The 25094-nt window shown below is 59.4% G+C and carries 21 protein-coding genes and 1 pseudogene; 14 read left to right on the top strand and 8 right to left on the bottom strand.

The genetic code is table 11. The annotated features are described in order from the left end of the window. Nucleotides 1-8 precede the first annotated feature (8 nt). A complete protein-coding gene (gene mglC, locus KHQ26_RS18205) occupies nt 9-1019 on the top strand; it encodes a galactose/methyl galactoside ABC transporter permease MglC (protein WP_002912871.1) in 1011 nt (336 codons plus the stop codon). A 70-nt stretch (nt 1020-1089) separates the two neighbouring features. Here mglC and sanA read toward each other — a convergent pair whose 3' ends face one another. The 4 genes from sanA to KHQ26_RS18185 form a co-directional block, all read right to left on the bottom strand. Next, nucleotides 1090-1806: an outer membrane permeability protein SanA gene (sanA, locus tag KHQ26_RS18200; RefSeq protein ID WP_002912870.1), complete on the bottom strand. Its 717-nt coding sequence runs from the start codon at nt 1804-1806 to the stop codon at nt 1090-1092. A 275-nt stretch (nt 1807-2081) separates the two neighbouring features. After that, nucleotides 2082-2966 carry a cytidine deaminase gene (gene cdd, locus KHQ26_RS18195; RefSeq protein ID WP_211777932.1) on the bottom strand — a complete coding sequence of 295 codons (885 nt, stop codon included), beginning with the start codon at nt 2964-2966 and terminating at the stop codon, nt 2082-2084. Nucleotides 2967-3093: 127 nt separating this feature from the next. After that, complete coding sequence (locus tag KHQ26_RS18190; RefSeq protein WP_002912867.1) at nt 3094-3789, bottom strand: CidB/LrgB family autolysis modulator; 696 nt, start codon at nt 3787-3789, stop codon at nt 3094-3096. Continuing rightward, on the bottom strand, nt 3786-4184 hold the full coding sequence (locus KHQ26_RS18185) for a CidA/LrgA family protein (protein WP_002912865.1): 399 nt from the start codon (nt 4182-4184) through the stop codon (nt 3786-3788). The genes KHQ26_RS18190 and KHQ26_RS18185 overlap by 4 nt, the downstream gene beginning before the upstream one ends. Before the next feature lie 357 nt (nt 4185-4541). Here KHQ26_RS18185 and dusC point away from each other — a divergent pair, with 357 nt between their 5' ends. The 6 genes and pseudogenes from dusC to mdtQ all read left to right on the top strand — a co-directional run bounded on the left by dusC (nt 4542) and on the right by mdtQ (nt 13308). Next, nucleotides 4542-5474: a tRNA dihydrouridine(16) synthase DusC gene (gene dusC, locus KHQ26_RS18180; RefSeq protein WP_002912862.1), complete on the top strand. Its 933-nt coding sequence runs from the start codon at nt 4542-4544 to the stop codon at nt 5472-5474. Between the two features lie 356 nt (nt 5475-5830). Continuing rightward, entirely contained in the window at nt 5831-7195 is a 1365-nt protein-coding gene (locus tag KHQ26_RS18175) for a carbohydrate porin (protein WP_032410454.1), read from the top strand. A 155-nt stretch (nt 7196-7350) separates the two neighbouring features. Beyond that, entirely contained in the window at nt 7351-8184 is an 834-nt protein-coding gene (bglG, locus tag KHQ26_RS18170; RefSeq protein WP_002912842.1) for a transcriptional antiterminator BglG, read from the top strand. A gap of 30 nt (nt 8185-8214) precedes the next feature. Next, a pseudogene (bglF, locus tag KHQ26_RS18165) lies at nt 8215-10189 on the top strand (PTS beta-glucoside transporter subunit IIABC). Between the two features lie 15 nt (nt 10190-10204). Further along, the gene (locus KHQ26_RS18160) at nt 10205-11599 is read left to right on the top strand and encodes a glycoside hydrolase family 1 protein (protein ID WP_020804248.1); all 1395 of its coding nucleotides are present in this window, start codon (nt 10205-10207) and stop codon (nt 11597-11599) included. 269 nt (nt 11600-11868) lie between these two features. Beyond that, nucleotides 11869-13308 carry a multidrug resistance outer membrane protein MdtQ gene (gene mdtQ / locus KHQ26_RS18155; protein WP_020804243.1) on the top strand — a complete coding sequence of 480 codons (1440 nt, stop codon included), beginning with the start codon at nt 11869-11871 and terminating at the stop codon, nt 13306-13308. A gap of 33 nt (nt 13309-13341) precedes the next feature. Here the strand turns inward: mdtQ and KHQ26_RS18150 are convergent, their stop codons facing one another. Then, nucleotides 13342-13911, bottom strand: coding sequence for a DedA family protein (locus KHQ26_RS18150; protein ID WP_002912833.1), 570 nt, complete (start codon nt 13909-13911; stop codon nt 13342-13344). A gap of 154 nt (nt 13912-14065) precedes the next feature. On the opposite strand from KHQ26_RS18150, the gene KHQ26_RS18145 reads away from it, so the two are divergent. Next, nucleotides 14066-14653, top strand: a complete 588-nt coding sequence (locus tag KHQ26_RS18145) for a Yip1 family protein (RefSeq protein WP_002912831.1) — start codon at nt 14066-14068, stop codon at nt 14651-14653. Between the two features lie 188 nt (nt 14654-14841). Then, entirely contained in the window at nt 14842-15792 is a 951-nt protein-coding gene (gene pbpG / locus KHQ26_RS18140) for a D-alanyl-D-alanine endopeptidase (RefSeq protein ID WP_004180615.1), read from the top strand. A 338-nt stretch (nt 15793-16130) separates the two neighbouring features. Here pbpG and KHQ26_RS18135 read toward each other — a convergent pair whose 3' ends face one another. Together KHQ26_RS18135 and dld are read right to left on the bottom strand one after the other, a co-directional pair. Further along, on the bottom strand, nt 16131-16685 hold the full coding sequence (locus KHQ26_RS18135; RefSeq protein WP_002912829.1) for a GNAT family N-acetyltransferase: 555 nt from the start codon (nt 16683-16685) through the stop codon (nt 16131-16133). An 85-nt stretch (nt 16686-16770) separates the two neighbouring features. After that, nucleotides 16771-18516 (bottom strand): D-lactate dehydrogenase, encoded by a 1746-nt coding sequence (gene dld, locus KHQ26_RS18130; protein ID WP_002912827.1) that lies wholly within the window; start codon nt 18514-18516, stop codon nt 16771-16773. 194 nt (nt 18517-18710) lie between these two features. Here dld and bglX point away from each other — a divergent pair, with 194 nt between their 5' ends. From bglX to KHQ26_RS18105, 5 genes are all read left to right on the top strand, one after another. Continuing rightward, nucleotides 18711-21008, top strand: a complete 2298-nt coding sequence (bglX, locus tag KHQ26_RS18125; protein ID WP_002912825.1) for a beta-glucosidase BglX — start codon at nt 18711-18713, stop codon at nt 21006-21008. A gap of 136 nt (nt 21009-21144) precedes the next feature. Then, nucleotides 21145-22062, top strand: coding sequence for an ABC transporter substrate-binding protein (locus KHQ26_RS18120; RefSeq protein ID WP_020804259.1), 918 nt, complete (start codon nt 21145-21147; stop codon nt 22060-22062). A 7-nt stretch (nt 22063-22069) separates the two neighbouring features. After that, nucleotides 22070-23227 (top strand): ABC transporter permease, encoded by a 1158-nt coding sequence (locus KHQ26_RS18115; RefSeq protein ID WP_020804254.1) that lies wholly within the window; start codon nt 22070-22072, stop codon nt 23225-23227. Further along, on the top strand, nt 23220-24167 hold the full coding sequence (locus KHQ26_RS18110) for an ABC transporter ATP-binding protein (protein WP_004149083.1): 948 nt from the start codon (nt 23220-23222) through the stop codon (nt 24165-24167). Before KHQ26_RS18115 ends, KHQ26_RS18110 begins: the two co-directional genes overlap by 8 nt. After that, complete coding sequence (locus KHQ26_RS18105) at nt 24151-24888, top strand: ABC transporter permease (protein WP_004151128.1); 738 nt, start codon at nt 24151-24153, stop codon at nt 24886-24888. Before KHQ26_RS18110 ends, KHQ26_RS18105 begins: the two co-directional genes overlap by 17 nt. On the opposite strand, the gene KHQ26_RS18100 is transcribed toward KHQ26_RS18105, so the two are convergent. Further along, nucleotides 24863-24976, bottom strand: a complete 114-nt coding sequence (locus KHQ26_RS18100) for a protein YohO (RefSeq protein WP_002912762.1) — start codon at nt 24974-24976, stop codon at nt 24863-24865. The two genes, KHQ26_RS18105 and KHQ26_RS18100, sit on opposite strands and share 26 nt — an antisense overlap. Nucleotides 24977-25094 lie beyond the last annotated feature (118 nt).

Below are 25094 nucleotides of genomic sequence, written 5' to 3'. Positions count from 1 at the left end.
GGCTTCACATGAGTGCGTTAAATAAAAAGAGTTTTCTCACTTACCTGAAAGAGGGTGGGATATATGTTGTCCTTCTGGTCCTGCTGGCCATTATTATTTTCCAGGATCCGACATTTTTAAGTCTGCTCAACCTGAGTAATATTCTGACCCAGTCCTCGGTGCGTATTATAATTGCCCTCGGCGTGGCCGGACTTATCGTCACGCAGGGGACCGACCTCTCCGCCGGCCGTCAGGTGGGTCTGGCGGCGGTAATTGCCGCCACCATGCTGCAGGCGGTGGATAATGCCAATAAGGTATTCCCGGATATGGCGACCATGCCGATCCCGCTGGTGATCCTGCTGGTGTGCGCCATCGGGGCGGTCATCGGCCTGATTAACGGGATCGTCATTGCCTACCTGAACGTGACGCCGTTTATTACCACTCTCGGCACCATGATCATCGTCTACGGCATTAACTCGCTGTACTACGACTTCGTGGGCGCGTCGCCGATCTCCGGCTTCGACAGCCACTTCTCCCATTTCGCGCAGGGGTTTGTGGCGCTGGGCTCCTTCCGCCTGTCCTACATTACCTTCTACGCGCTGATTGCCGTCTTCTTTGTCTGGATCCTGTGGAACAAGACGCGCTTTGGCAAAAACATTTTCGCTATCGGCGGTAACCCGGAAGCGGCGAAGGTCTCCGGGGTTAACGTAGCGTTAAACCTGCTGATGATCTATGCCCTCTCCGGCGTGTTCTACGCCTTCGGCGGCCTGCTGGAAGCCGGTCGTATCGGCTCGGCGACCAATAACCTCGGCTTTATGTACGAACTGGACGCCATCGCCGCCTGTGTGGTGGGCGGCGTATCGTTCAGCGGCGGGGTAGGGACTGTATTCGGCGTGGTGACCGGGGTGATTATCTTCACCGTCATCAACTACGGCCTGACCTATATCGGCGTCAACCCTTACTGGCAGTACATTATTAAGGGGGCGATTATTATCTTCGCCGTGGCACTGGACTCCCTGAAATACGCCCGTAAGAAATAAGATTGAACGCATCAAAAACCCGCGCCTGGCGCGGGTTTTTTTATATCTGAAACGAATGCGTTGATGGAGGCTACTTTTCTTTCTGCAGCTCCAGCAGCTGCTCCGGGGTCACGGCCGGATAGGACTGGGCGTCATCCGGCACGTCATGCTGCTGCGCCGGAATCGGGATGAGAGGGCCGAGAAAGCGCGGTTCCCGTTTGAAGATATAGAGGTCCGCCAGCGCGCCAAAGCGGGCGCCGAACTCGCGCAGCCGCACGCTCCACATATCCTTCGGCGACGGCACCGCGTAGCACTGGGCCTGGATCCCCATATGCAGGGCGATAAACAGCGCCCGTTCGCAGTGGAAGCGCTGGGTGATGATAATGAAGTCGTTGGTGTCGAACACTTTCCGGGTACGGACGATCGAGTCGAGGGTACGGAAACCGGCATAGTCCAGTACGATATCCGCGGGATCGACGCCGCCTTTAATCAGGTCCCGACGCATGGTCATCGGTTCATTGTAGCTTTGCAGAGCATTATCGCCGCTCAGCAGGAGATAGTTGACCTTGCCGCTGTTGTAGGCGTTCAGCGCACCCTGGATGCGGTAACGGTAATACTGATTGATGACGCCGGTGCGGTAATATTTGGCGGTGCCCAGCACCACACCGACCTGACGGTAGGGCAGGTCCTGCAGTTCATCATAGATATAGGGCGCGGTTTTCCAGCTCATCCAGCGGTCAAGGCCCAGCACGGTCAACAGCAGCAGGCCGAGCAGGACTAACAGGCTGTAGAACGCACGCTTTAACATGAACTTGGCTCAATAATAGACAACGGAGTCTTCAGGCTACTTTACCCGCCGGGTAAGCGCAAGAAACCCGCGTTTGATTGCGGGGATTTTCAGCAATATAGACAGATCGCCGAACGCAGGCCGGGTAAGGCGTGAGCCGACACCCGGCATAGGGATCTTCAGGTCGCCATGGCGCGAATCGTAGGTCGGGTAAGCGTAGCGCCACCCGACACCTAACGGTATAAAAAGTCGGCCGGATAAGCCGAAGACGCCGTCCGGCAATCTGCTCAGGCTGATCAACCTAACAGGACGCGCTCAATATTGTGGCAGCCCAGCGCCTTCAGGGTGGCGACGGTGGCATCCCACTGGATCAGCGCCGCGTCGGCTTTCTCCGCCAGGATTGCCCGCTGGATAGCGGGATAATCATAGCCGTTGAGGCTCAGGAGATTCAGCGCCCCCTGCAGCGGCGGCAGCGTCGGGTTGAACGCTGCGTTTTCCGCATAGCTACCGCTGAAAATGGTACCGTCTTTCAGCTCCAGCGCCACGCCGGAAGGCGAGTGGCTGTAGGGCGCATGGCAGCGGTTGGCGGCCTGAATAGCTGCATGGGTCAGGGCATCGCCGCTGACCGGGAAGCCATGGTCCTGTTCATCCATCAGCAGGGTTTTGATCTCCAGGTCTTTCGGGCCAAAGGCGTCCGGCAGATAGTGCTCCAGGGCATGCGCTTCGCGACCCGGCAGATGAATGCGCAGCGCCAGCCCGCTGTTCAGTTCGTTCATAAACTGACGGCAATGACCGCACGGCGTGTAGTTCACCGTGATAGCGCGCAGGGAGGTCTCGCCGCGCAGCCAGGCGTGGCTGATGGCGCTCTGTTCCGCGTGAACGGTCTGCTGCATGGTAGCGCCGAGAAACTCCATATTGCCGCCAAAGTACCAGCGGCCGCTGACGCCGCGGGCGATAGCCCCGACGTTAAAATGAGAAAGGTCGGGGCGCGCGCAGGCAGCGGCAAGCGGCAGTAGCGCAAAAGCCAGCGCGTCTTCGTCCAGACCTGTCGCATGCTGCAGCGTCGCCACCTGATCGGCTTCGAGCAGCGCCGGGAAATGCGGGTCGGCGAGCATCGGGGCGATGGCCGCCTGCAGATCTGCTGCCAGAGTCGTCAAAGCAGCTTGAAAACGTGAGTGCATAGCGTTGCCTCATAACAGTGTAATGGGAAGCCAGTGTACGGGCGGCCAGCGGTTCCATATGTGATGAATATCTCATTCTTTATGCAACTCCGATTTGTTGCACTAAAAAATGTGATTTAAATCACTATTAACCTACCACTGCGAGGATCAGCGGAAATAAGAACGGCGCCATCAACGAGGTGATGATCCCGCATAGCACCAGCGCCAGTGAGCTAAACGCGCCTTCCTGATAGTCCAGCTCGGCGCAGCGGGCGGTGCCGAGGGCGTGCGAGGCGGTGCCCATTGACAGGCCGCGCGACGCTTTGGTGCGAATGCGCATCAGGTTAAGCAACGTATGCCCAAATACCGCGCCGAGGATGCCGACAAAAATTACGCACACGGCGCTGATGGCCGGAATGCCGCCGATGCTGCCGCTAACCGCCATAGCAATCGGCGTAGTGACTGACTTAGGCAGAATAGAGGCGGCGATTTGCGGCGTGGCGCCCATCAGCAGAGCGACGGTGGTGCCGGTGATCATCGCCACGCAGCTGCCGATAAAGCAGATGGTAATGATAGATTTCCAGCGGGCGCGGATCTGGTGCAGCTGTTCATACAGCGGGAACGCAAGGGCCACTACCGCCGGCTGCAGCAGATCGTTCAGGACTTTGCTGCCGGCAAAATAACGCTCATAGGAGATCCCGGTCAGCAGAAGAAATGGAATAATCACCACCATCGCCACCAGCAGCGGGTTGAGCAGCGGGAACTTAAAGCGGGCCGCCAGTTTGCGGGCGAGAAAAAAGACGATCAGGGTTAGCGGTAGCGACCACCAGATTTCATGCATCATTCTTCTTTTCCTTTTTGGCCAATCACTTTACGTTCGCCATGCACCAAATGGGAGCTCCAGCTCACCACTACAAACACCACCAGCGTACTGATGGCGCAGGAGATAACGACAGGCCCCAGCTGGGCGCGCAGCAGATCCCAGTACTGCATCACCCCAACGCCGATCGGCACGAACAGCAGCGCCATATAGCGGATCAGGATATTGCAGCCGGGGTTGACCCATTGCGGCGGCATAATTTGCAGCGCCAGCAGCACGAAGAGGATCAGCATGCCGATGATGCTGCCGGGGATAGTGATAGGCAGCAGCCCGGCGATAAAAATTCCGGCGTACAGGCAGGCGTAAATCAGGACGAAAGCCCGCAGGTACTGCCAGATAATAGTCAGCGATTTACTCATGGTAATAACCCTTGATGAAGTGCATTCATCATACAATTAATCCCTAAAATGTGCTACCGATCACATCATGAATTCTATGCATAGCGCTGATAGCTTACGGGAACCATAGTCTCACCCGTCAGGGCCCGACACCTTGCGGCTCAGGCGGGAGCGCTCACCACGCTATCTTGCTGGATGAGGCGCGGCAAATAAAGGCGAATGGGACGCCACAGACCCCTGTAAAGCATAGAGATTATCTCGCCGCTTTGCCGCATCGAGCGTGCGGGGAACGGCGTGCGTCTGGTCCGACGCATTGAGCGCTTTCAACCAGCGCCCGGAGGCGCTACCATAGCGCCTCTTTTTTTTCCGGGTAACGATATGCGTGTTCTACTGGCGCCGATGGAAGGCGTGCTCGATTCGCTGGTGCGCGAGCTGCTGACCGAGGTTAACGATTACGATCTCTGCATCACCGAATTTCTGCGCGTGGTGGATCAACTGCTGCCGGTAAAATCGTTCTACAGGCTATGCCCGGAACTGCATCACCAGAGCCGCACGCCGTCCGGCACCCGCGTACGCGTCCAGCTGCTGGGACAATATCCCGAGTGGCTGGCGGAAAATGCCGCCCGCGCGGTGGCGCTGGGTTCATGGGGGGTGGATTTAAACTGCGGCTGTCCGTCGAAGCTGGTAAACGGCAGCGGCGGCGGGGCAACGCTGCTGAAAGATCCAGAGTTGATCTATCGCGGCGCGAAAGCCATGCGAGAGGCGGTTCCCGAGCATCTGCCGGTGACGGTGAAAGTTCGTCTTGGCTGGGACAGCGGTGAACGGCGCTTTGAAATCGCCGACGCGGTGCAGCAGGCGGGGGCCAGCGAACTGGTGGTTCACGGCCGTACCAAAGAAGATGGCTACAAAGCCGAACGTATCAACTGGCAGGCGATCGGCGAGATCCGCCAGCGCCTGACTATCCCGGTGGTCGCCAACGGTGAAATCTGGGACTGGCAAAGCGCCCAGGATTGTATGGCTGTCACCGGCTGCGATTCGGTGATGATTGGCCGCGGGGCGCTCAATGTGCCGAACCTCAGCCGGGTGATCAAATACAATGAACCGCGCATGCCGTGGCCGCAGGTGGTCCAGCTGTTGCAAAAATATACCCGCCTGGAAAAGCAGGGTGATACCGGTCTGTATCATGTGGCGAGAATTAAGCAGTGGTTAGGCTATTTACGCAAGGAATATACCGAGGCGCTGACCCTGTTTAATGAAATTCGCGCCCTGCAAACGTCTGCTGAAATAGCGGCGGCGATCGGCCGCTATTAACCGCCATACTGTTATTCGCTTCACATATTATTACTTGCATGCCTATTGATGATAGGCATGGGTTGAATAAAGTGATAATGTGCGGTCAATCAATTCAGGATTGCTACTGAACTCAGGCAAAACCTAAGCACTTTCGTCATTCGTGGCGCAAAGTGCTTAGGTTTTTTTTTGGTAAAAATTCAGGGTGGATAAAATGATGATGTAAAACAATGAGATGTGAATAACGATTTCTCTGGCATTGTCGCGGTTTTATTACCGACGGACGCTTTTTGCCATTCATTTTTAAAAAAAGAAAACGGGTAAATAAATAGCCTGGGGATCCCCTTTGTTTTTATTCAGTCACGGTGGATATCACAATGCATAACAAAAAAATAAATCAGCTTTTGATCGGCGCTATGCTGGCGGCCATGGCGCCTGCCGTGAGCGCCGCGGACATCCCGGCGTGGAACGGCAGCGCGCTGGGGTTTGAAGCCGGGCAGCAAGGGCTGCTGGGCGATATGCTAGGCATTCGTCCGATCCTTGAAGAAAACGGCTTTCATTATAATCTCGGCTATCTTAACGAGATGGCCTACAACGCCGGCGGCGGTTATGACCATGATAAACACCTGGCCTATATTGACCAGGTGGCGCTGACCTTTACCCAGGATCTGGAGCGCTGGACCGGCATACCGGATGCGCGGCTTGAGGGCAATATCGTCAACCGCAACCACGATGATAATCTCACCACGAAACGGCTGCAGGATCCGCGGGTGAGTTTCAACGATCTATCGCAGGAGAGCTGGGGCGGCGGGTCGATTACCCGCCTTGGCTGGCTCACCTTTGCCCGCAGCTTTGACGACCGCCGCCTGACCTGGCGCATCGGCATGATGAACAAGGTGCAAACCTTCGACCAGATCATACCCTGCGATTTTCAGCTGCTGACCCAGTGCGGTGGGAAATCGGCCAACTCGCTGACCTGGAATAACTGGAACATTCATACCTGGGGCACCACCCTGGAGTACAAGCTGACGCCGACCGTCACCCTGAAAGGCGGGGTGATGGAGCAAAACCCGCAGGCTACCGCGCGCAGCCACGCGTGGAGCTGGTCGACGAAGGGTAGCAAAGGCATCTTACTGCCGATGGAGATCGAAACCCGTCCGCTGATTAATGGCCTGCCGGGAGCCTATAACCTTGGCGTGGTCTGGACTAACGCGCCGCAGAGCGACCTCTACAGCGGTAAATCCGGCGGCGCCGGGGCGACCGATCCGCAAGGTTACGCCGAGCACGATAGCACCTGGTTTATGTACGCCGGCCTGAACCAGCAGATCACCCGCCACGCCGACGACCCGCTGCGGGGGATGAGCGTCTCACTGAGCGGCAGCCTCAGCGACCAGCGCAGCAACTATATCCACTCCGCCGTCGCCGCCTCCATGCGCTACCGCGGTCTGTTTGACGCCCGCCCGGAGGACTGGATTGGCTTCGGCCTGACGTGGATCGACATGAGCAGCCACTACGCACGTAATCAGCGCTATATGAATCAGATAAGCAGCGCCACCGACTATAACGATCCGGCTTACCAGCCGGTGGCCGGTCATTCGCTGAACGGTGAGCTCTATTATCGCTTCCGCCCGGTCTCCTGGCTGGAGCTGCAGCCGGGCCTGCAGTACTGGCACCGTCCGGGCGGCGTCGCGCAGACCCAGGATGCGTGGGTAGTGGAGTGGAAAACCGTCGTGACCTTCTGATAGTCGCGATCTTAATCACGTTTTTTCACTTGTCAGGTTGAGCGCGCAGCAGAAGTTGTTACAGTGCGGGTGTTGGATTGCAACTGCTGCGGCAGGCAAAACCTGATCACCTGGCGTTTCGTCGGGGGTCAGGTTTTTTTGTTTCTGGGGTCTATATGCAAATCGCCAAAGTACTCAATAACAATGTGGTGGTGGTTCTCGACGAGCACCGGCGCGAACAGGTGGTGATGGGGCGAGGGCTGGCCTTTCAGAAACGCCCGGGCGACGTGCTGGACGACAGTAAAATTGAAAAAGTTTTCGCCTTACAAAGCGATGAGCTGGTCGGCCGCTTAGGCGAGCTGCTCAGTCAAATACCGTTAGAAGTGATGACCACCTGCGATCGCATTATCGACCTGGCACGCGGACGGCTGGGCAAGTTACAGGAAAGTTTGTACATCACGTTAACGGATCACTGTCATTTTGCTATCGAGCGGCAGAAAAAGGGCATCGCACTGCGTAACGTGCTGCTGTGGGAGATTAAGCGGCTGTATCCGAAGGAGTTCGCGCTGGGCCAGGAGGCAAGGGCCATCATTGCCAAAAGGCTCGGCGTGGAGTTGGCGGAGGACGAAGCCGGATTTATCGCCCTGCATCTGGTGACGGCGCAGCTCAACAGCGAAATGCCGGAGGTCATGCACGTGACCCGGGTGATGCAGGAGATCCTGCAGCTGGTGAAGTATCAGCTGCAGCTTAACTACGATGAAGAGTCGCTGAGCTATCAGCGTTTCGTCACCCACCTGAAGTTTTTCGCCCAGCGGATGCTGACGCGCACGGTGGTGGAAGATGACGACGTCTCGCTGCACAGCGCGGTGAAAGATAACTACGCCAAAGCGTGGAAGTGTGCGGAAACGGTGGCGACGCATCTGCAAAAGCAGTATCAGCGGTCGCTGACCACCGAAGAAATTATGTTTCTTGCCATTCATATCGAACGGGTAAGAAAAGAGGGGCGTTAATTCTCCCCAACAAAACTGGATTGTTACTGCATGATGCAGGCAAAACCTGAGCGCGACGCCCACCGGCGTGGTTCTCGGGTTTTTTTATTTTTTACTACTCAGTCGCCGGTTGTCTGCGGGCAGCGGCAGTAAGGAAAAGAGCATGGAATATAAAGCACTCGCGCAGGATATTCTCAACCGCGTCGGCGGCAAAGAGAACATTGTGAGTCTGGTTCACTGTGCGACACGTCTGCGTTTTAAACTGAAGGATAACGGCAAAGCCGATGCCGAAGGGCTGAAGGCCAATCCGGGCGTGATTATGGTGGTGGAGAGCGGCGGCCAGTTTCAGGTGGTGATTGGCAACCACGTTCACGACGTCTGGCTGGCGGTGCGCCAGGAGGCGGGGTTAAGCGATGACAACGAACCGGTTGCCGAGGAAAAAGCGGCCAAAGGATCGGTGTTAAGCCAGCTTATCGACATCATCTCCGGCATCTTTACACCGTTTATCGGCGTGATGGCGGCAACCGGTCTGCTGAAAGGCCTGCTGGCGCTGGCGGTGACCTGCGGCTGGCTTACGCCGGAGCAGGGGACTTATAAAATCTGGTTTGCCGCCAGCGACGCGCTGTTCTTTTTCTTCCCGCTGTTTCTTGGCTATACCGCCGGGAAGAAGTTTGGCGGCAACCCGTTTATCTCGATGGTGATTGGCGGGGCGTTAACCCACCCGCTGATGATTCAGGCCTTTGAGGCCAGCCAGGCGCCGGGCGCGGCGGTGGAGCACTTTCTCGGCATTCCGGTGACCTTTATCAACTACAGCTCATCAGTGATCCCGATTATTCTCGCCTCATGGGTCTCCTGCTGGCTGGAGCGCAAGAGCAACGCGCTGTTGCCGTCATCGATGAAAAACTTCTTCAGCCCGGCGATCTGCCTGGCGGTGGTGGTCCCGCTCACCTTCCTGGTGATTGGCCCGGTCGCCACCTGGCTGAGCCATCTGCTGGCCAACGGCTACCAGTTCATTTATGCGTTTGCCCCATGGCTGGCGGGCGCGGTACTGGGCGCCATGTGGCAGGTGTGCGTTATTTTCGGCCTGCACTGGGGGCTGGTGCCGTTGATGATCAACAACATGACGGTACTTGGTCACGACTCCATGCTGCCGATTATTCTTCCGGCGGTGATTGCCCAGGTGGGGGCGGTTCTGGGGATTTTGCTGGCCACCCGCGATGCGCGTCAGCGGATGCTGGCCGGTTCCGCCTTCTCTGCGGGGCTGTTCGGCATCACCGAGCCGGCTATCTATGGTCTGACCCTGCCGCTGCGTCGTCCGTTTATCTTCGGCTGTATCGCCGGCGCCATCGGCGGGGCGATCACCGCCTTCAGTAATAGTCATGCTTACTCGTTCGGCGTGCCGAATATCTTTTTCCCGGCGCAGATGATCCCGCCCGGCGGGATTGACGCCAGCGTCTGGGGCGGGCTTATCGGCACCGGCGTGGCTTTCGTGCTCGCCTGCGTGCTGACCTTCTTCGCCGGCCTGCCGCGCGCCAGCGCTGCACCGGGCGCCGTGACGGTAGCCCCGGCCTCGGCAAACGATATTCTGGCGCCGATGAGCGGCAGCGTTATCGCCCTCGAGCAGGTGCCGGATAGCACCTTCGCCAGCGGCCTGCTGGGTAAAGGGGTCGCCATTATCCCGGCGGTGGGCCAAGTGATTGCCCCGTTCCCGGGCGAAGTGGCCTCCCTGTTTCAGACTAAACACGCCATCGGCCTGCAAAGCGACAGCGGCATTGAGCTGCTGATCCACGTCGGCATCGACACGGTCAAACTCGACGGCGTGCCCTTTACCGCACATGTGAAAGAGGGCGACAGGGTACAGGCCGGCGATCTGCTGATTGAGTTTGATCGCCAGGCGATTCTGGACGCCGGCTACGACCTGGCGACCCCGATCATTATCAGCAACAGCGACGACTACCGGGAGATTGATACGGTGGCGTCCAGCACCGTCGAAGCCGGTCAGCCGCTGTTGTCAGTCAGCCATTAATCACAGGAGAAAAAGATGAAAACATTCCCGACGGATTTTTTATGGGGCGGCGCGACCGCGGCCAATCAGGTGGAAGGTGCTTATCTGGAAGATGGCAAAGGCTTATCCACCTCCGATGTGCAGCCGCACGGCGTTTTCGGCGAAGTGGTCGAGCGCGTACTCGGCGACAGCGGCATAAAAGATGTGGCGATCGATTTTTACCATCGCTATCCGGAAGATATCGCCCTGTTTGCCGAGATGGGTTTTAACTGCCTGCGAGTCTCTATCGCCTGGACCCGCATCTACCCCAACGGCGACGAAGCCGAGCCGAACGAAGCCGGCCTCGCGTTCTACGACAAGCTGTTCGACGAGATGGCGAAGCACAACATCACCCCGCTGGTGACGCTGTCGCATTATGAAATGCCATGGGCGCTGGTAAAAAACTACGGCGGCTGGGGCAGCCGGGAGGTGATTGGCTTCTTTGAGCGCTACGCCCGGACGGTGTTCAGCCGCTATAAAAATAAGGTCAAACTGTGGCTGACCTTTAACGAAATCAATATGTCGCTACATGCCCCGATGACCGGCGTCGGCCTGCCGGCCGGCAGCAGCAAAGGCGAGGTGTATCAGGCGATTCACCACCAGCTGGTGGCCAGCGCGCTGGCGGTCAAAGCCTGTCATGAGCTGGTGCCTGAGGGCAAAATCGGCAATATGCTGCTCGGCGGGCTGATGTATCCCCTGAGCTGCAAACCGGAGGATGTGTTTGAGACGCTGCAGGAGAACCGCAGCTGGCAGTTCTTCGGCGACGTACAGGCGCGCGGCGCGTACCCGGGCTATATGCAGCGCTATTTCCGTGACAACGGCATCACGCTCACCATCACCGACGCCGATCGTGAAGCGCTAAAAACCACCGTCGACTTTATCTCCTTCAGCTACTACATGACCGGCTGCGTCACCGCCGACGAGGCGCTGAACCAGCAGGCGCGCGGCAATATTCTCAGCATGGTGCCGAACCCGCACCTGGCGAGCTCGGAGTGGGGCTGGCAGATAGACCCGCTGGGCCTGCGCACGCTGCTGAACGTGCTGTGGGATCGCTACCAGAAGCCGCTGTTTATCGTGGAAAACGGTCTGGGCGCCAAAGATAAGGTGGAAGCCGACGGCAGCATTAACGATGACTACCGCATCAGTTACCTGAACGACCACCTGGTGCAGGCGCGGGAAGCCATTGACGATGGCGTTGAGCTGATGGGCTTTACCAGCTGGGGACCGATTGACCTGGTGAGCGCCTCAAAGGCGGAGCTGTCGAAGCGCTACGGCTTTATCTATGTCGACCGCCATGATGACGGTACCGGCACCCTGGCGCGCAGTAAGAAGAAGAGCTTTAGCTGGTATAAAGAGGTGATTGCCAGCCGCGGCGCCAGCCTGAAAGCCTAAAGGATGCCCGCCCGGCCATCGCCGGGCGGGGGGTTAGCCCGGTTTACGCGCGCAGTAAAAAGGTCATCGGACGTTCTTTCTCTTCATCCAGAGCGGGCAGGGTGGAAAAGAGGTGCGGCTCGTTAAAAGATGCCGGCTCATATTCACCCCCTGAATTGATAAGGTTGTTTATTTTTAGCAAACTAATAATTTAGTCACACGCTTTACTAAACGCGTTTAATTCAATTAACTTATGATAACCAACCTGATTAAGTTATCTGACCTGTCCAATGAAATTGATATTAAATAAAAGCGTGCTGGCGGCATTGCCCCTGGCCATCGCGCTGGCTGGCTGCGCGCCATCTCATGAGGTTGCTAATCCGCCGCAGCAGCAAATTCCAGCCTCCCATGTTTCCATGGATCTCCCTGCCGCCGTGAAAAATGGCTGGCCGCAGACTGACTGGTGGAAAGATTACCATGACCCACAGCTTAATAATCTGATTCAGCGAGCGTTGGCCAACGCGCCGGATATGCAGATTGCCGAACAGCGCATCAGGCTTGCCGAAGCGCAGGCGCGAATGTCGCAGGCGAATCTTGGCCCGGAGATGGATTTCTCCGCCGATATTGAACGCCAGCGCATGTCGGCCGAAGGCCTGATGGGACCGTTTGCTACCGACACCGACGGCAATACCGGCCCGTGGTACACCAACGGTACCTTTGGCCTGACCGCTGGTTGGGATCTCGATCTGTGGGGCAAAAACCGTGCGCTGGTGAAAGCGCGTATCGGCGAGCTGAAAGCCCAGGTTGCTGAACAGGCCCAGACCCGTGAGCTGCTCTCCGGCAGCGTGGCGCGTCTGTACTGGCAGTGGCAGACGGAAGCGGCGATCAAAGCGGTGCTGCAGCAGGTGAAAAACGAGCAAAATAATATCGTGACGGTCGACAAGGCCCTGTATCAGCGCGGGATCACTAACTCCGCCGAAGGGGCGGAGAACGATATTAACGTCAGCAAAACCGACCAGCAGCTGGCGGACGTGACGGGCACGATGAAAGAGATTGAAGCGCGGCTGATGGCCCTGACCAACAGCCAGAGCCAGTCGCTAAACCTCAAACCCGCCAGCCTGCCAACGGTCAGCGCGCAGCTGCCAGATACCCTCGGCTATGAGCTGCTGGCGCGCCGCCCGGATCTGCAGGTCGCCCACTGGTATATTGAGGCGTCCCTGAGCGAAGTGGACGCGGCGAAAGCGGCATTTTATCCGGACATCAATCTGATGGCGTTCCTGCAGCAGGATGCCCTGCACTTAAGCGATCTTTTCCGCCATTCGGCGCAGCAGATGGGCGTTACTGCCGGGTTGACGCTGCCGATCTTTGACAGCGGCCGCCTTAACGCCAAGCTGGATATCGCCAGCGCGCAGAATAGCCTGTCGATCGCCCAGTACAACAAAGCGGTGGTGGATGCCGTTAACCAGGTGGCGAAAACCGCCAGCCAGGTCGAAACATTAATGGCCAAAAGCCAGCAGCAGCAGCAGGTTGAAAAAGACGCTCAGCGGGTAGTAGATCTGGCGCAGGCCCGAATGGCGGCGGGGATCTTACCTGGCTCCAGAGTCAGTATGGCGAAGCTCCCGGCGCTGCAGGAACGGATCACCGCATTGCGCCTGCACGGCCAGTGGATTGACGCCAGCATTCAGCTGACCTCGGCCCTCGGCGGCGGCTACCACCAGACGGTGAAGTAACCGCCAACCACGGTGCGCCCGCGGGCGCGCCGCTTAGTCTTTCTTCTTACTCTCGCGCCGCCTGAGCCACCAGTGGGCGGCCACCACCACCACCACCGCGAGGATCAGCCAGATCCAGTGCTTCAGATGGGCGTCCAGATGATGCAGCCACGGGCCAACCACCTCGCCGCCGAGATAGCCAATGGTGGTAAACAGCAGGGCCCACACCAGCGCTCCGACAATATTCAGCGGCAGGAAAATGCGCGGCGGCAGGCGGCTGGCGCCGATCAGCAGGGGGCCGATTACCCGGAAGCCATACATAAAGCGGGTGCCGATGACAAACAGCCACGGCCGGTGCTGGATCATACGCTGCGCTTTACGGATCCGCGCTTTCTGACTGGCGAAACGGCGCAGGATGCGTCCCCCGAAGCGGCGACCGACCAGATAGAGCAGCTGATCGCCAATCATCCCGCCGAGGGCGACGGCGATCACCACCAGGGGAAATTTCAGTAGCCCCTGATGCGCCGCGACGCCGCCCAGCAGGGTAATGGTCTCACCTTCCGCCATGCTGCCGACGATCAGCGCCGCGTAGCCATACTGGGAAATCAGGTGATTGATATCCATAAAAAGCTTTTCTCCTTACCTCATCACCTCTTAATCATACACCCTGCTGACCAAAACGCGGCGACGCAGAATTTTCTGTGCTGTACATAAAATAATCTACAGGGTGAATTATACTTGGATCAGTGCAGTACGAAGCCGTGACAAGGGGGACGCTATGAACCATGTCTGGGGGCTCTTCGCTCATCCCAACCGGGAAATGAGCGTGATTAAGAGCGAGAATGAAACCATTTCTCATCACTATACGCATCATGTGCTGCTGATGGCGGCGGTTCCGGTAATCTGCGCCTTTATCGGCACCACGCAGCTGGGCTGGAACTTCGGCGATGGCACCGTGATTAAACTGTCGATGCTGACCGGACTGGCGCTGGCGGTGCTGTTTTACGCCGTGATGCTCGCCGGGGTGGCGATCATGGGGCGGGTCATCTGGTGGATGGCGAGGCAGTATCCGCAGCAGCCTTCCCTGAAACGCTGCATGGTGTTTGCCGGCTACGTCGCCACCCCGCTGTTTCTGAGCGGGATTGTGGCGCTCTATCCGCTGGTCTGGCTGTGCGCGCTGGTCGGTACTATTGCGCTGTTCTATACCGGGTATCTGCTGTATCTCGGCATTCCGACCTTCCTGAGCATTAATCGGGAAGAGGGGTTAAGCTTTGCCAGCTCGACGCTAGCTATTGGGGTACTGGTGCTGGAAGTGCTGCTGGCCATCACCGTGGTGCTCTGGGGGTATGGCTACCGACTCTTCTGATCGGGCGACACGGGTAAATATGCATTGCCGGCAAATATGTATTTTATGTCGGCAATGCAGCATTTCTTCACGATTCTTATTAGGCACAGGGCCTTACGGCGCGGTATGATGGCGTTTGCCAGCGAAGTTGCCCACTTAACCTCGCGGCGTACGTTCCATAACGTGCAAAAATACTTTTCAGAATGCCCATGATGCCGAAATTTCGAGTCTCTTTGCTCAGCCTGACCTTGCTGCTGGCTGTGCCTTTTGCGCCCCAGGCGTTAGCAAAAACCCCGACGGCGGTGACCGCCTCGCAGCCGGAAATTGCCTCCGGCAGCGCCATGATCGTCGATCTGGCCACGAAAAAAATCATTTATGCCAGCCAGCCGGATCTGGTGCGCCCGATGGCGTCGATCACCAAAGTGATGACGGCCATGGTGGTGCTCGATGCCCATCTGCCGCTGGATGAGATGCTGACGGTGGATATCAGCCATACGCCGGAAATGAAGGGGATCTACTCCCGCGTGCGCCTCAACAGCCAGATTAGTCGCCGCGATATGCTGCTGCTGGCGCTGATGTCTTCCGAGAACCGCGCGGCCGCCAGCCTGGCGCATCACTATCCGGGCGGCTACGACGCTTTTATTCGCGCGATGAACGCCAAAGCCCAGGCGCTGGGCATGACCCATACCCGCTACGTGGAGCCCACCGGCCTGTCGGTGCATAACGTCTCCACCGCCCGCGATCTGACCAAACTGCTGATCGCCAGCGAGCAGTATCCGCTGATCGGCCAGCTGAGCACCACCAAAGAAGAGACCGCCACCTTCGCCCATCCGGCCTACAGCCTGCCGTTCCGCAACACCAACCATCTGGTGTATCGCGATAACTGGAACATTCAGCTGACCAAAACCGGCTTCACCAACGCTGCCGGCCACTGCCTGATTATGCGCACGGTGATTAACCAACGTCCGGTGGCGCTGGTGGTGATGGATGCCTTCGGCAAATATACCCACTTCGCTGACGCCAGCCGCTTGCGGACCTGGATTGAAACCGGGAAGGTAATGCCGGTACCCGCCTCGGCGCTGAGCTATAAAAAGCAGCGCGAAGCGCAGATGGCGGAGGCGATGCTGAAAGGCGGCGCGCAGACCGCGCAGAACGATTAATCTGCATGTCTCACGGATGGCGGCGCATTGCGCCTTATCCGGGCTACGTGATTTGGCGCCGGGTTCGCCCCTTTCGTAGGCCCGGCAAGCGCAGCGCCGCCGGGCAATCAGGCCGAGTGCCGGTGTTTGTGGCGGATGGTGGCTCGCGCTTTATCCGGGCTACGTGATTTGGCACCGGGTTCGCCCCTTTCGTAGGCCCGGCAAGCGCAGCGCCGCCGGGCAATCAGGCCGAGTGCCGGTGTTTGTGCAGGATGGCGGCTGACGCCTCTCCGGAACCGCGCTGAACGGTAGCCCGGCTAAGGCGTTTACGCCGCGAGCCGGGGATTTGGCGCCGGATATCACTCCGGCAGCGTCCAGTCGCCGTCACCCAGCGCGCGCTGCATAATCAACGTATCCCGCCAGTCGCCCATCTTGTAGCCGACGCTGCGCAGCTGACCCGCCACGGTAAAACCGAACTTTTTATGGATCGCCAGCGAGCCGGCATTGTTATGGCCATCGCCGATGATCGCCAGCATCTGCCGCCACGGGCCTTTCTCGCACTCAGCGATTAGCCTGGACAGCAGCGCGCTGCCGATGCCGCGTCCGCCCATTCCGGATTCCACGTATATCGATTCCTCGAGGGTGTAGCGATAGGCCGGACGCGGGCGATAGAAAGTGGCGTAGCAGTAGCCGACGATAGCCCCGCGCCACAGCGCTACCAGCCACGGCAGGCCGTTGTCGCGCACGGTCTGGATCCGTTTACGCATTTCGTCAACGGTGGGGGGGATCTCTTCGAAGGAGGCGCGGCCATTAAGCACGTGCCAGACATACAGCGCGGCGATGGCGTGCGCATCGTCGGGCAGCGCTTCGCGAATTTCTAAATCACTGTCGAGTAACGGGGCCTCTGCGGGCATGGCGGCGCTCCTGAATCTGCCGGAGAAACATTCTCCGGCGTGCAGCGTAATACAGAAGCGCCAGGCTGAATAGTCCTGCCGTCGATTATTGCGGATCCGCCGGAGAGGCTGGCGTCGGGGCCGCTTCACCCCAGTATTTCTGCTTGCTGGTTTTACCAATCCCCGGGTTCATGCTGTTGGTGGGATCGTTCTGGCGATAGAACTGCTGCAGGCTCTCCGGGGCCTCATACAGATGACCCACGTTATGCTCCGCCGGATACTGGGCGCCGCGCGCTTTCAGTAACTCCAGCATTTTTTCCTTCAGCGCGTGGGCGTCGACCCCTTTCCTGACGATGTAATCCTGATGGAACACATGGCACATAAAGTGGCCATAGTAGAGCTTATGCACCAGCTGGCTGTCGATCTCCGGCGGCAGATGTTCGAACCACTCGGTATCGTTACGGCGCAGGGCGATATCCAGCGCCAGAATATCTTCGACTTCGTCGGCATGCACCGCCTGATAGCGGATCGCCGCGCCGGCGGCGGCAAAGCGATGGAGGAACGCCTTGCTGCCTTCCTCCGGCGTACAGGCGAAGAAATCCCCCTCGGCCTGCTGGAAGTACTCCGTCAGCCAACGCTGCGCTTCTTCGATGCCGTCGCCAGCCATCTTCAGCAGCAGATGATGTTCATATTTATCACGCCAGGTTTTCATCCGCTCCGGTAAATGCGCCGGAAAGACGTGGCCGAGCTTCTGCATAAAGCGGTCGGTAAAGTGCGGCTTAAACAGCGAGACTTTCTCCAGCATCGCGTCGGTGCGCCCCTTCATGGTGAAGAAGAACGGCATTTTGTCGGTGCCGAGCTTGTCGATCATCAGGAAGGTGTCTTTGCCATACTTCTCGGCGATATCGTAAATATCGCGGTGCATATATTCCCCCGCCACCGGAAGATGCTGGAACTCAGCGAGGATATGACGGCGGATCTCGGTCAATACCTGCGGCTGGTTGGTGCCAATGTAAAACACCTGCTGGCGCTTTTCCGCCGGGAAAGTATCGAGACGCACGGCGAAAACCGCCAGCTTGCCGGCGCAGCCGGAGGATTCGAACAGGCGGTCCGGGTCGGCGTTATAGCGCGCCGGGGTGTCGGCATCGACATCGCGCACGCGGGTGACATAGTCGTGATCGTGGGCGTGGCGGCCGTCGTGCAGCACATCGCTATCGCTAATCCGTTCGTCATCGAGGCGGCTGAGGATCTGCTCCGGCGTGCTGCCGAGATCGATGCCCAGATGATTGACCAGCTTCAGCTTGCCGTCGGCGTCAATCTGCGCGAACAGCGACATCTCAGTGTAGGCCGGCCCGCGCTGCACCAGCGAGCCGCCGGAGTTGTTGCAGATCCCGCCGATGACCGACGCGCCGATGCATGACGAACCGATCACCGAGTGCGGTTCGCGTCCCAGCGGTTTGAGCGCTTTTTCCAGCGAATAGAGGGTGGTGCCGGGCCAGGCCAGCACCTGCTCGCCTTTGTCCAGCAGATGCAGTTTGTCCAGGCGCAGGGTGCTGATAATCACGATCTCGCGATCGTAATCATTGCCGTTGGGGGTCGAACCTTCGGTCAGGCCGGTGTTGGCCGCCTGCATCAGAATAATTTTATCGGCGTCTACGCAGGCGTTGAGCACGCGCCAGAGCTCCAGCAGGGTACCGGGAAAGACAACCGCCAGCGCCTCGCCCTGACCGGAGCGGAAGCCCTTGCGGTAGCGCTGGGTTTTTGCCGGGTCGGTCAGCAGATGCGAAGGGCCAACCAGGCGCGCCAGGTCAGCCAGAAACGTTTTATGGGTGTCAGTGGGTGCAGATGACATGTTCCACTCCTTGTGGTGGTGCGCGAAATATCGAGGATAAGCATAGCGCTTTGTATGACAATTTGATGCATGAATGTTTCGCAAAAATCAGAGAAGAACCTTAGCATTCTGCGGGCGCGTTGTTTATATATATGGCAAACTGCGGTTTTTATTATGTTTTACCGAGTCCCCGTCTGAGATAAAGCGAGATAACAATGAAATGGCTCTGCACTGTAGGCGTCGCCGTGAGTCTGGCGCTGCAACCCGCGCTGGCGGATGAACTGTTTGGTAACCACCCCCTGACCCCGCAGGCGCGGGATGCCTTTGTCACCGACCTGCTGAAAAAAATGACGGTGGACGAGAAAATCGGCCAGCTGCGTCTGATAAGCGTTGGCCCGGATAACCCGAAAGAGGCGATCCGTGAAATGATCAAGAACGGTCAGGTGGGGGCGATTTTTAACACCGTTACCCGCCCGGATATCCGTGTAATGCAGGATCAGGTGATGCAGCTTAGTCGCCTGAAGATCCCTCTGTTCTTTGCCTACGATGTGCTGCACGGTCAGCGCACCGTGTTTCCGATAAGCCTCGGCCTGGCCTCGTCGTTTAACCTTGATGCGGTGAAGACCGTGGGCCGCGTGTCAGCTTATGAAGCCGCCGATGACGGGTTGAACATGACCTGGGCGCCGATGGTCGACGTCTCCCGCGACCCGCGCTGGGGACGCGCTTCCGAAGGGTTCGGAGAAGACACCTATCTGACCACGATGATGGGCCAGGCGATGGTGGAGTCGATGCAGGGCAAGAGCCCGGCGGACCGCTATTCGGTGATGACCAGCGTCAAGCATTTCGCCGCCTACGGCGCGGTGGAGGGCGGGAAAGAGTACAATACGGTCGACATGAGCCCGCAGCGCCTGTTCAACGACTATATGCCGCCGTATAAAGCCGGGCTTGATGCCGGCAGCGGCGCGGTGATGGTAGCCCTGAACTCGCTGAACGGCACCCCGGCGACCTCTGATTCCTGGCTGCTGAAAGACGTCCTGCGCGACCAGTGGGGCTTTAAAGGCATCACCGTTTCCGACCACGGCGCCATCAAAGAGTTGATTAAGCACGGCGTGGCCTCCGACCCGGAAGACGCGGTGCGCGTAGCGCTGAAGTCCGGCATCAACATGAGCATGAGCGACGAGTATTACAGTAAGTACCTGCCGGGGCTGGTGAAGTCCGGCAAGGTGACCATGGCCGAGCTGGATGATGCCACCCGACACGTGCTCAACGTGAAATATGATATGGGACTGTTCAACGATCCCTACAGCCACCTGGGACCGAAAGATTCTGACCCGCAGGACACCAATGCGGAAAGTCGTCTGCATCGTAAAGAGGCGCGCGAAGTGGCTCGCGAGAGCCTGGTGCTGCTGAAAAACCGTCTTGATACGCTGCCGCTGAAAAAATCCGGCACTATCGCGGTGGTGGGCGCGCTGGCGGACAGCAAGCGCGACATGATGGGCAGCTGGTCCGCGGCCGGGGTGGCCGACCAGTCGGTGACCGTTCTGACCGGCATCAAAGAAGCGCTGGGCGATAACGGCAAAGTGATTTACGCCAAAGGGGCGAACGTTACCGATGACAAAGGCATTGTCGATTTCCTCAATTTGTATGAGAACGCGGTGCAGGTTGACCCACGCTCGCCGCAGGAAATGATCGACGAAGCGGTCGCGGCGGCGAAGCAATCCGATGTAGTGGTCGCCGTGGTGGGCGAGGCGCAGGGCATGGCGCATGAGGCCTCCAGCCGGACCGATATCACCCTGCCGCAGAGCCAGCGCAATCTGATTGCCGCTCTTAAAGCCACCGGCAAACCGCTGGTGCTGGTGCTGATGAACGGGCGTCCGCTGGCGCTGGTGAAAGAGGATCAGCAAGCCGATGCGCTGCTGGAGACCTGGTTTGCCGGCACCGAAGGCGGCCACGCCATCGCCGACGTGCTGTTTGGCGACTACAACCCGTCGGGCAAGCTGCCGATGTCTTTCCCGCGCTCGGTGGGGCAGATCCCAACCTACTACAGCCACCTGAATACCGGCCGGCCGTATAATCCGGAGAAGCCGAACAAGTACACCTCGCGTTACTTCGATGAAGCCAATGGCCCGCTGTATCCGTTTGGTTACGGCCTGAGCTACACCACCTTTAGCGTCTCCGATGTCAACATGTCGTCGGCCACCATGCCGCGCGATGGCAGCGTGACCGCCAGCGTGCAGGTGACCAACACCGGTAATCGCGAAGGGGCGACGGTGATCCAGCTCTACCTGCAGGACGTCACCGCCTCCATGAGCCGGCCGGTGAAAATGCTGCGCGGCTTTAAAAAGGTCACCCTCAAACCGGGCGAAACGCAAACCGTTAGCTTCCCAATCGACGTCGACGCGCTGAAGTTCTGGAATCAGCAAATGAAATACGTTGCTGAGCCGGGCAAATTCAATGTCTTTATCGGCGTGGACTCCGCCCGCGTGAAGCAGAGCGAGTTTGAGCTGCTGTAAGGCATCGCTCTTAAGTCCAACGTCACGCTTTAAAGGCCGATTAATCGGCCTTTTCTTTTTCGCATCGCTGGCAAATGGGCTACGCTTTTCTCTTAAGCTTCTGTAAGCGAAGCGCAAAAGAACTGAGGGATGCGGGATGAAGATGGCAACGACATGGTCCGGCGCGCTGGCGCTGGCCGCCCTGATAAGTTTACCGCTGCAGGCGGCGGAGCCGGTGAAGGTCGGCTCGAAAATTGATACCGAAGGCGCGCTGCTGGGCAATATGATCCTGCAGGTGCTGGAAAGCCACGGCGTAAAAACGATTAATAAAATCCAGCTCGGCACCACGCCGGTGGTGCGCGGGGCGATTGTCGCCGGCGAGCTGGATATCTACCCGGAATATACCGGCAATGGCGCCTTCTTCTTCAAAGATGAAAACGACCCGGCGTGGAAGAATGCCCAACAGGGCTATGAGAAGGTGAAGCGCCTCGATCAGGAGAAACATCAGCTGGTATGGCTCACCCCGGCGCCGGCCAACAACACCTGGACTATCGCCGTGCGCCAGGACCTGGCGGAGAAAAATAAGCTGACCTCGCTGGCCGACCTCAGTCGCTACCTGAAGCAGGGCGGCGAATTTAAGCTGGCGGCTTCGGCGGAATTTATTGAGCGCCCGGACGCGCTGCCGGCGTTTGAAAAAGCGTATGGCTTCAACCTCAACCAGAACCAGCTGCTGTCGCTGGCCGGGGGCGATACGGCGGTGACCATCAAAGCGGCGGCGCAACAGACCTCCGGCGTTAACGCGGCGATGGCCTACGGCACCGATGGCCCGGTGGCGGCCCTGGGGTTACAGACGCTGAGCGACCCGCAGGGCGTGCAGCCGATATATGCCCCGACGCCGGTGGTGCGCGAGGCGGTGCTCAAGGCCTACCCGCAGATTGCCGACTGGCTGCAGCCGGTCTTCGCCAGCCTCGATGAAAAAACGCTGCAGCAGCTGAACGCCCGCATTGCGGTGGAGGGCCAGGATGCGAAGCGCGTGGCGGCAGATTATCTGCAGCAGAAAGGCCTGCTGAAGTAATCCACCGGTGACCATTCGCTGTACTCACCGCGTCGGCCTGCTGCTGACAGGTCTGCTGCTGGTTACGCTGGCGCTGCCGTTTGTCACTTATGCGCCGAATCGCTTACTCTCCGGGGAAGGGCGCGGGCTGTGGCAGGCGCTGCCCTGGCTCGCCGGCGTTCAGCTGGCGGCGGCTCTTGCCGGGATGCTGCTCTGCTGGCTGCCGGGCAGGATCGTGCCGTTTCTCCACCTGCTGCTGGCCGAACTGATCTTCCCGCTGCTTATCTGGGGCAGCGGCCAGGCGGCGCTTGAGCTCTCCCGCCACGGCTCGCCGCTGGCGCGCACCTCGCCCGGCAGCGGCCTGTGGTTGTCGCTGGCGCTTTGTCTGCTGCTGGCCAGCGAGGCCATCCGTCATCTTACCGTCCGGCCGCTCTGGCGCTGGCTGCTCAATGCGCAAGTCTGGCTGTTGCCCATCATCCTGCTCGCTATCGGGGCGCTCGATCAGCTCTCCTTGCTGAAGGAGTATGCCAACCGTCAGGAGGTATTTGATGACGCCCTGCGCCAGCATCTGCTTCTGCTGTTCGGCACCCTGCTGCCGGGCCTGCTGATTGGCCTGCCGCTGGGGGTATGGCTGTGGCGGCGTCCGCGCTGGCAGGCGCCGGCTTTCACCGCGCTCAATGTGATCCAGACTATTCCGTCGGTAGCGCTTTTTGGCCTGCTGATTGCGCCGCTTGCCGGTCTGGCGCGTTATTTCCCGACGCTGGGCGAGCTGGGCGTCTCCGGGACCGGCGTGGCGCCAGCCCTGATCGCTCTCACTCTCTATGCGCTACTGCCGCTGGTGCGCGGGGTGGTGACCGGCCTGCAGCAGGTACCGCAGGATGCCCTGGAAAGCGCGACGGCAATGGGCATGAGCGCCGGGCAGCGCTTTCGTCAGGTGCAGCTTCCGCTGGCGATGCCGGTACTGCTGCGCAGCCTGCGGGTGGTCAGCGTGCAAACCGTCGGCATGGCGGTAGTGGCCGCGCTGATCGGCGCCGGCGGCTTTGGCGCGCTGGTTTTTCAGGGGCTGCTGAGCAGTGCGCTGGATCTGGTGCTGCTGGGCGTGGTGCCGACCATTGCCCTGGCGGTGGTGGTGGATGCCCTGTTCGCCCTGTGGGGCGCCTGGCTAAAAGGAGAGGCCAATGATTGAATTTCAAGGGGTCAGCAAAGTGTTTGCCGGCCACCCGGCGGTGAAGGACCTGACCCTGGAGCTGCGCGAAGGCGCTTTCTCGGTGCTGGTGGGGACTTCCGGCTCGGGCAAGTCGACGACGCTGAAGATGATCAACCGTCTGCTGGAGCCGGACCGGGGCACCATTCGCTTTGCCGGCGAGGACATTCGCCAGCAGCCGGTCCTGACCCTGCGGCGGCGGATGGGCTATGCCATCCAGTCCATCGGCCTGTTTCCCCACTGGACGGTGGCGCAGAATATCGCCACCGTGCCGCAGTTGCAAAGATGGCCGCGGGCAAGGATCGCCGACCGGATCGACGAGCTGATGGCGCTGCTGGGGCTGGAGGCGACGCTGCGCGACCGTTACCCGCATCAGCTCTCCGGCGGCCAGCAGCAGCGGGTGGGGGTGGCGCGGGCGCTGGCGGCAGATCCGGAGGTGCTGTTGATGGATGAGCCCTTCGGCGCCCTCGACCCGGTGACCCGCGAGGCGCTGCAGCAGGAGATGCTGCGCATCCACCGTCTGCTGGGCCGGACGATTGTGCTGGTGACCCATGATATTGACGAAGCGCTGCGTCTGGCGGACCACCTGGTGCTGATGGACGGGGGCGAGGTGGTCCAGCAGGGGGCGCCGCTGGAGATGCTCCTGCGACCGAAAAATAGCTTTGTACAGACCTTTTTTGGTCGCAGCGAGCTGGGTGTGCGCCTGCTGTCGCTGCGCGAGGTGGGGGACTATTTGCGTCCCGACGAACGGCTGGCGGGCGAGGGGCTGACCGTCACCATGACCCTGCGGGAAGCGCTGTCGCAGTTTGTCGCCCGGCGCTGCGAGACGCTGCCGGTGGTCGATGCCGAAGGCAGGCCCTGCGGTACGCTGCATTTTGCCGATCTGCTGCGCCAGGAGATGAGCCATGAAGGCGCTTCGTGAGCCGCTGTGGTGGCTTATCGCGCTGTTTATCGGCCTGCTGGCAGGGCTGCCCTACAGCGCGCCGCTGTTCAGTCGGCTGTTCCCGGAACTGCCGCGGCCGGTCTACCAGCAGGAGAGCTTCTGGGCGCTCACTCTCGATCACGGCTGGCTGGTGGTGGCGTCCAGCCTCGCGGCAACGGCAATCGGGCTGGGGGCTGGGGTGGCGGTCACCCGGCCCGCCGGCAGCGCGTTTCGTCCGCTGGTGGAGACCATCGCCGCTATCGGGCAGACCTTTCCGCCGGTGGCGGTGCTGGCGATGGCGGTGCCGGTGCTGGGCTTTGGCTGGCTGCCGGCGCTCATAGCCCTCGCGCTGTATGGCATACTGCCGGTGCTGCAGGGGACACTGGCCGGGCTGGGTTCGATACCGCCTGGGGTGTCAGGCGTGGCTGAAGGGATGGGAATGACCGGCTGGCAGCGTCTGTATAAGGTGGAACTACCGCTGGCGGCCCCGGTGATCCTGGCGGGGATCCGCACCTCGGTCATCGTCAATATTGGTACCGCGACCATTGCCTCGACGGTGGGGGCCAGTACGCTCGGGACGCCGATCATCATCGGCCTGAGCGGCTTTAATACCGCCTATATTGTACAGGGGGCGCTGCTGGTGGCGCTGGCGGCGATTATCGTCGACCGCGCGTTTGAGCGTCTGACCCGCTGGATCAGCCGACACCGCCACGCACAATAAAGGAATAGCCGGCCAGCATTACGCCGCTGATCCCGCCGATGGCCATAAGTAAGAAGAGGGTGACGACCGCGATTTTCGCTGGCTTCATAATAGGCTCCTGATGTTAGCAGGGGGATTATACGGTGAAGCGCAGGTGTTAATGAAACATTAATTGCGGTTTAGCGCGCCGCGCCGGGCTTTTTGCCGCGTTTGCTGCGCAACGCGCC

Origin of the sequence: Klebsiella sp. 10 (assembly GCF_018223925.1) — a bacterium.
In the GTDB taxonomy this organism is placed as follows: Bacteria; Pseudomonadota; Gammaproteobacteria; order Enterobacterales; family Enterobacteriaceae; genus Klebsiella; species Klebsiella pneumoniae.
Note: the sequence above shows the minus strand (reverse complement) of the source record. Positions and strands in the feature narration are given on the sequence as shown.

What these genes read in the sequence shown, in the direction of transcription:
- mglC (WP_002912871.1), top strand. Translation starts at nt 9, where the DNA reads ATGAGTGCGTTAAATAAAAAGAGTTTTCTCACTTACCTGAAAGAGGGT.
- sanA (WP_002912870.1), bottom strand. Translation starts at nt 1,806, where the DNA reads ATGTTAAAGCGTGCGTTCTACAGCCTGTTAGTCCTGCTCGGCCTGCTG.
- cdd (WP_211777932.1), bottom strand. Translation starts at nt 2,966, where the DNA reads ATGCACTCACGTTTTCAAGCTGCTTTGACGACTCTGGCAGCAGATCTG.
- KHQ26_RS18190 (WP_002912867.1), bottom strand. Translation starts at nt 3,789, where the DNA reads ATGATGCATGAAATCTGGTGGTCGCTACCGCTAACCCTGATCGTCTTT.
- KHQ26_RS18185 (WP_002912865.1), bottom strand. Translation starts at nt 4,184, where the DNA reads ATGAGTAAATCGCTGACTATTATCTGGCAGTACCTGCGGGCTTTCGTC.
- dusC (WP_002912862.1), top strand. Translation starts at nt 4,542, where the DNA reads ATGCGTGTTCTACTGGCGCCGATGGAAGGCGTGCTCGATTCGCTGGTG.
- KHQ26_RS18175 (WP_032410454.1), top strand. Translation starts at nt 5,831, where the DNA reads ATGCATAACAAAAAAATAAATCAGCTTTTGATCGGCGCTATGCTGGCG.
- bglG (WP_002912842.1), top strand. Translation starts at nt 7,351, where the DNA reads ATGCAAATCGCCAAAGTACTCAATAACAATGTGGTGGTGGTTCTCGAC.
- KHQ26_RS18160 (WP_020804248.1), top strand. Translation starts at nt 10,205, where the DNA reads ATGAAAACATTCCCGACGGATTTTTTATGGGGCGGCGCGACCGCGGCC.
- mdtQ (WP_020804243.1), top strand. Translation starts at nt 11,869, where the DNA reads ATGAAATTGATATTAAATAAAAGCGTGCTGGCGGCATTGCCCCTGGCC.
- KHQ26_RS18150 (WP_002912833.1), bottom strand. Translation starts at nt 13,911, where the DNA reads ATGGATATCAATCACCTGATTTCCCAGTATGGCTACGCGGCGCTGATC.
- KHQ26_RS18145 (WP_002912831.1), top strand. Translation starts at nt 14,066, where the DNA reads ATGAACCATGTCTGGGGGCTCTTCGCTCATCCCAACCGGGAAATGAGC.
- pbpG (WP_004180615.1), top strand. Translation starts at nt 14,842, where the DNA reads ATGATGCCGAAATTTCGAGTCTCTTTGCTCAGCCTGACCTTGCTGCTG.
- KHQ26_RS18135 (WP_002912829.1), bottom strand. Translation starts at nt 16,685, where the DNA reads ATGCCCGCAGAGGCCCCGTTACTCGACAGTGATTTAGAAATTCGCGAA.
- dld (WP_002912827.1), bottom strand. Translation starts at nt 18,516, where the DNA reads ATGTCATCTGCACCCACTGACACCCATAAAACGTTTCTGGCTGACCTG.
- bglX (WP_002912825.1), top strand. Translation starts at nt 18,711, where the DNA reads ATGAAATGGCTCTGCACTGTAGGCGTCGCCGTGAGTCTGGCGCTGCAA.
- KHQ26_RS18120 (WP_020804259.1), top strand. Translation starts at nt 21,145, where the DNA reads ATGAAGATGGCAACGACATGGTCCGGCGCGCTGGCGCTGGCCGCCCTG.
- KHQ26_RS18110 (WP_004149083.1), top strand. Translation starts at nt 23,220, where the DNA reads ATGATTGAATTTCAAGGGGTCAGCAAAGTGTTTGCCGGCCACCCGGCG.
- KHQ26_RS18105 (WP_004151128.1), top strand. Translation starts at nt 24,151, where the DNA reads ATGAAGGCGCTTCGTGAGCCGCTGTGGTGGCTTATCGCGCTGTTTATC.
- KHQ26_RS18100 (WP_002912762.1), bottom strand. Translation starts at nt 24,976, where the DNA reads ATGAAGCCAGCGAAAATCGCGGTCGTCACCCTCTTCTTACTTATGGCC.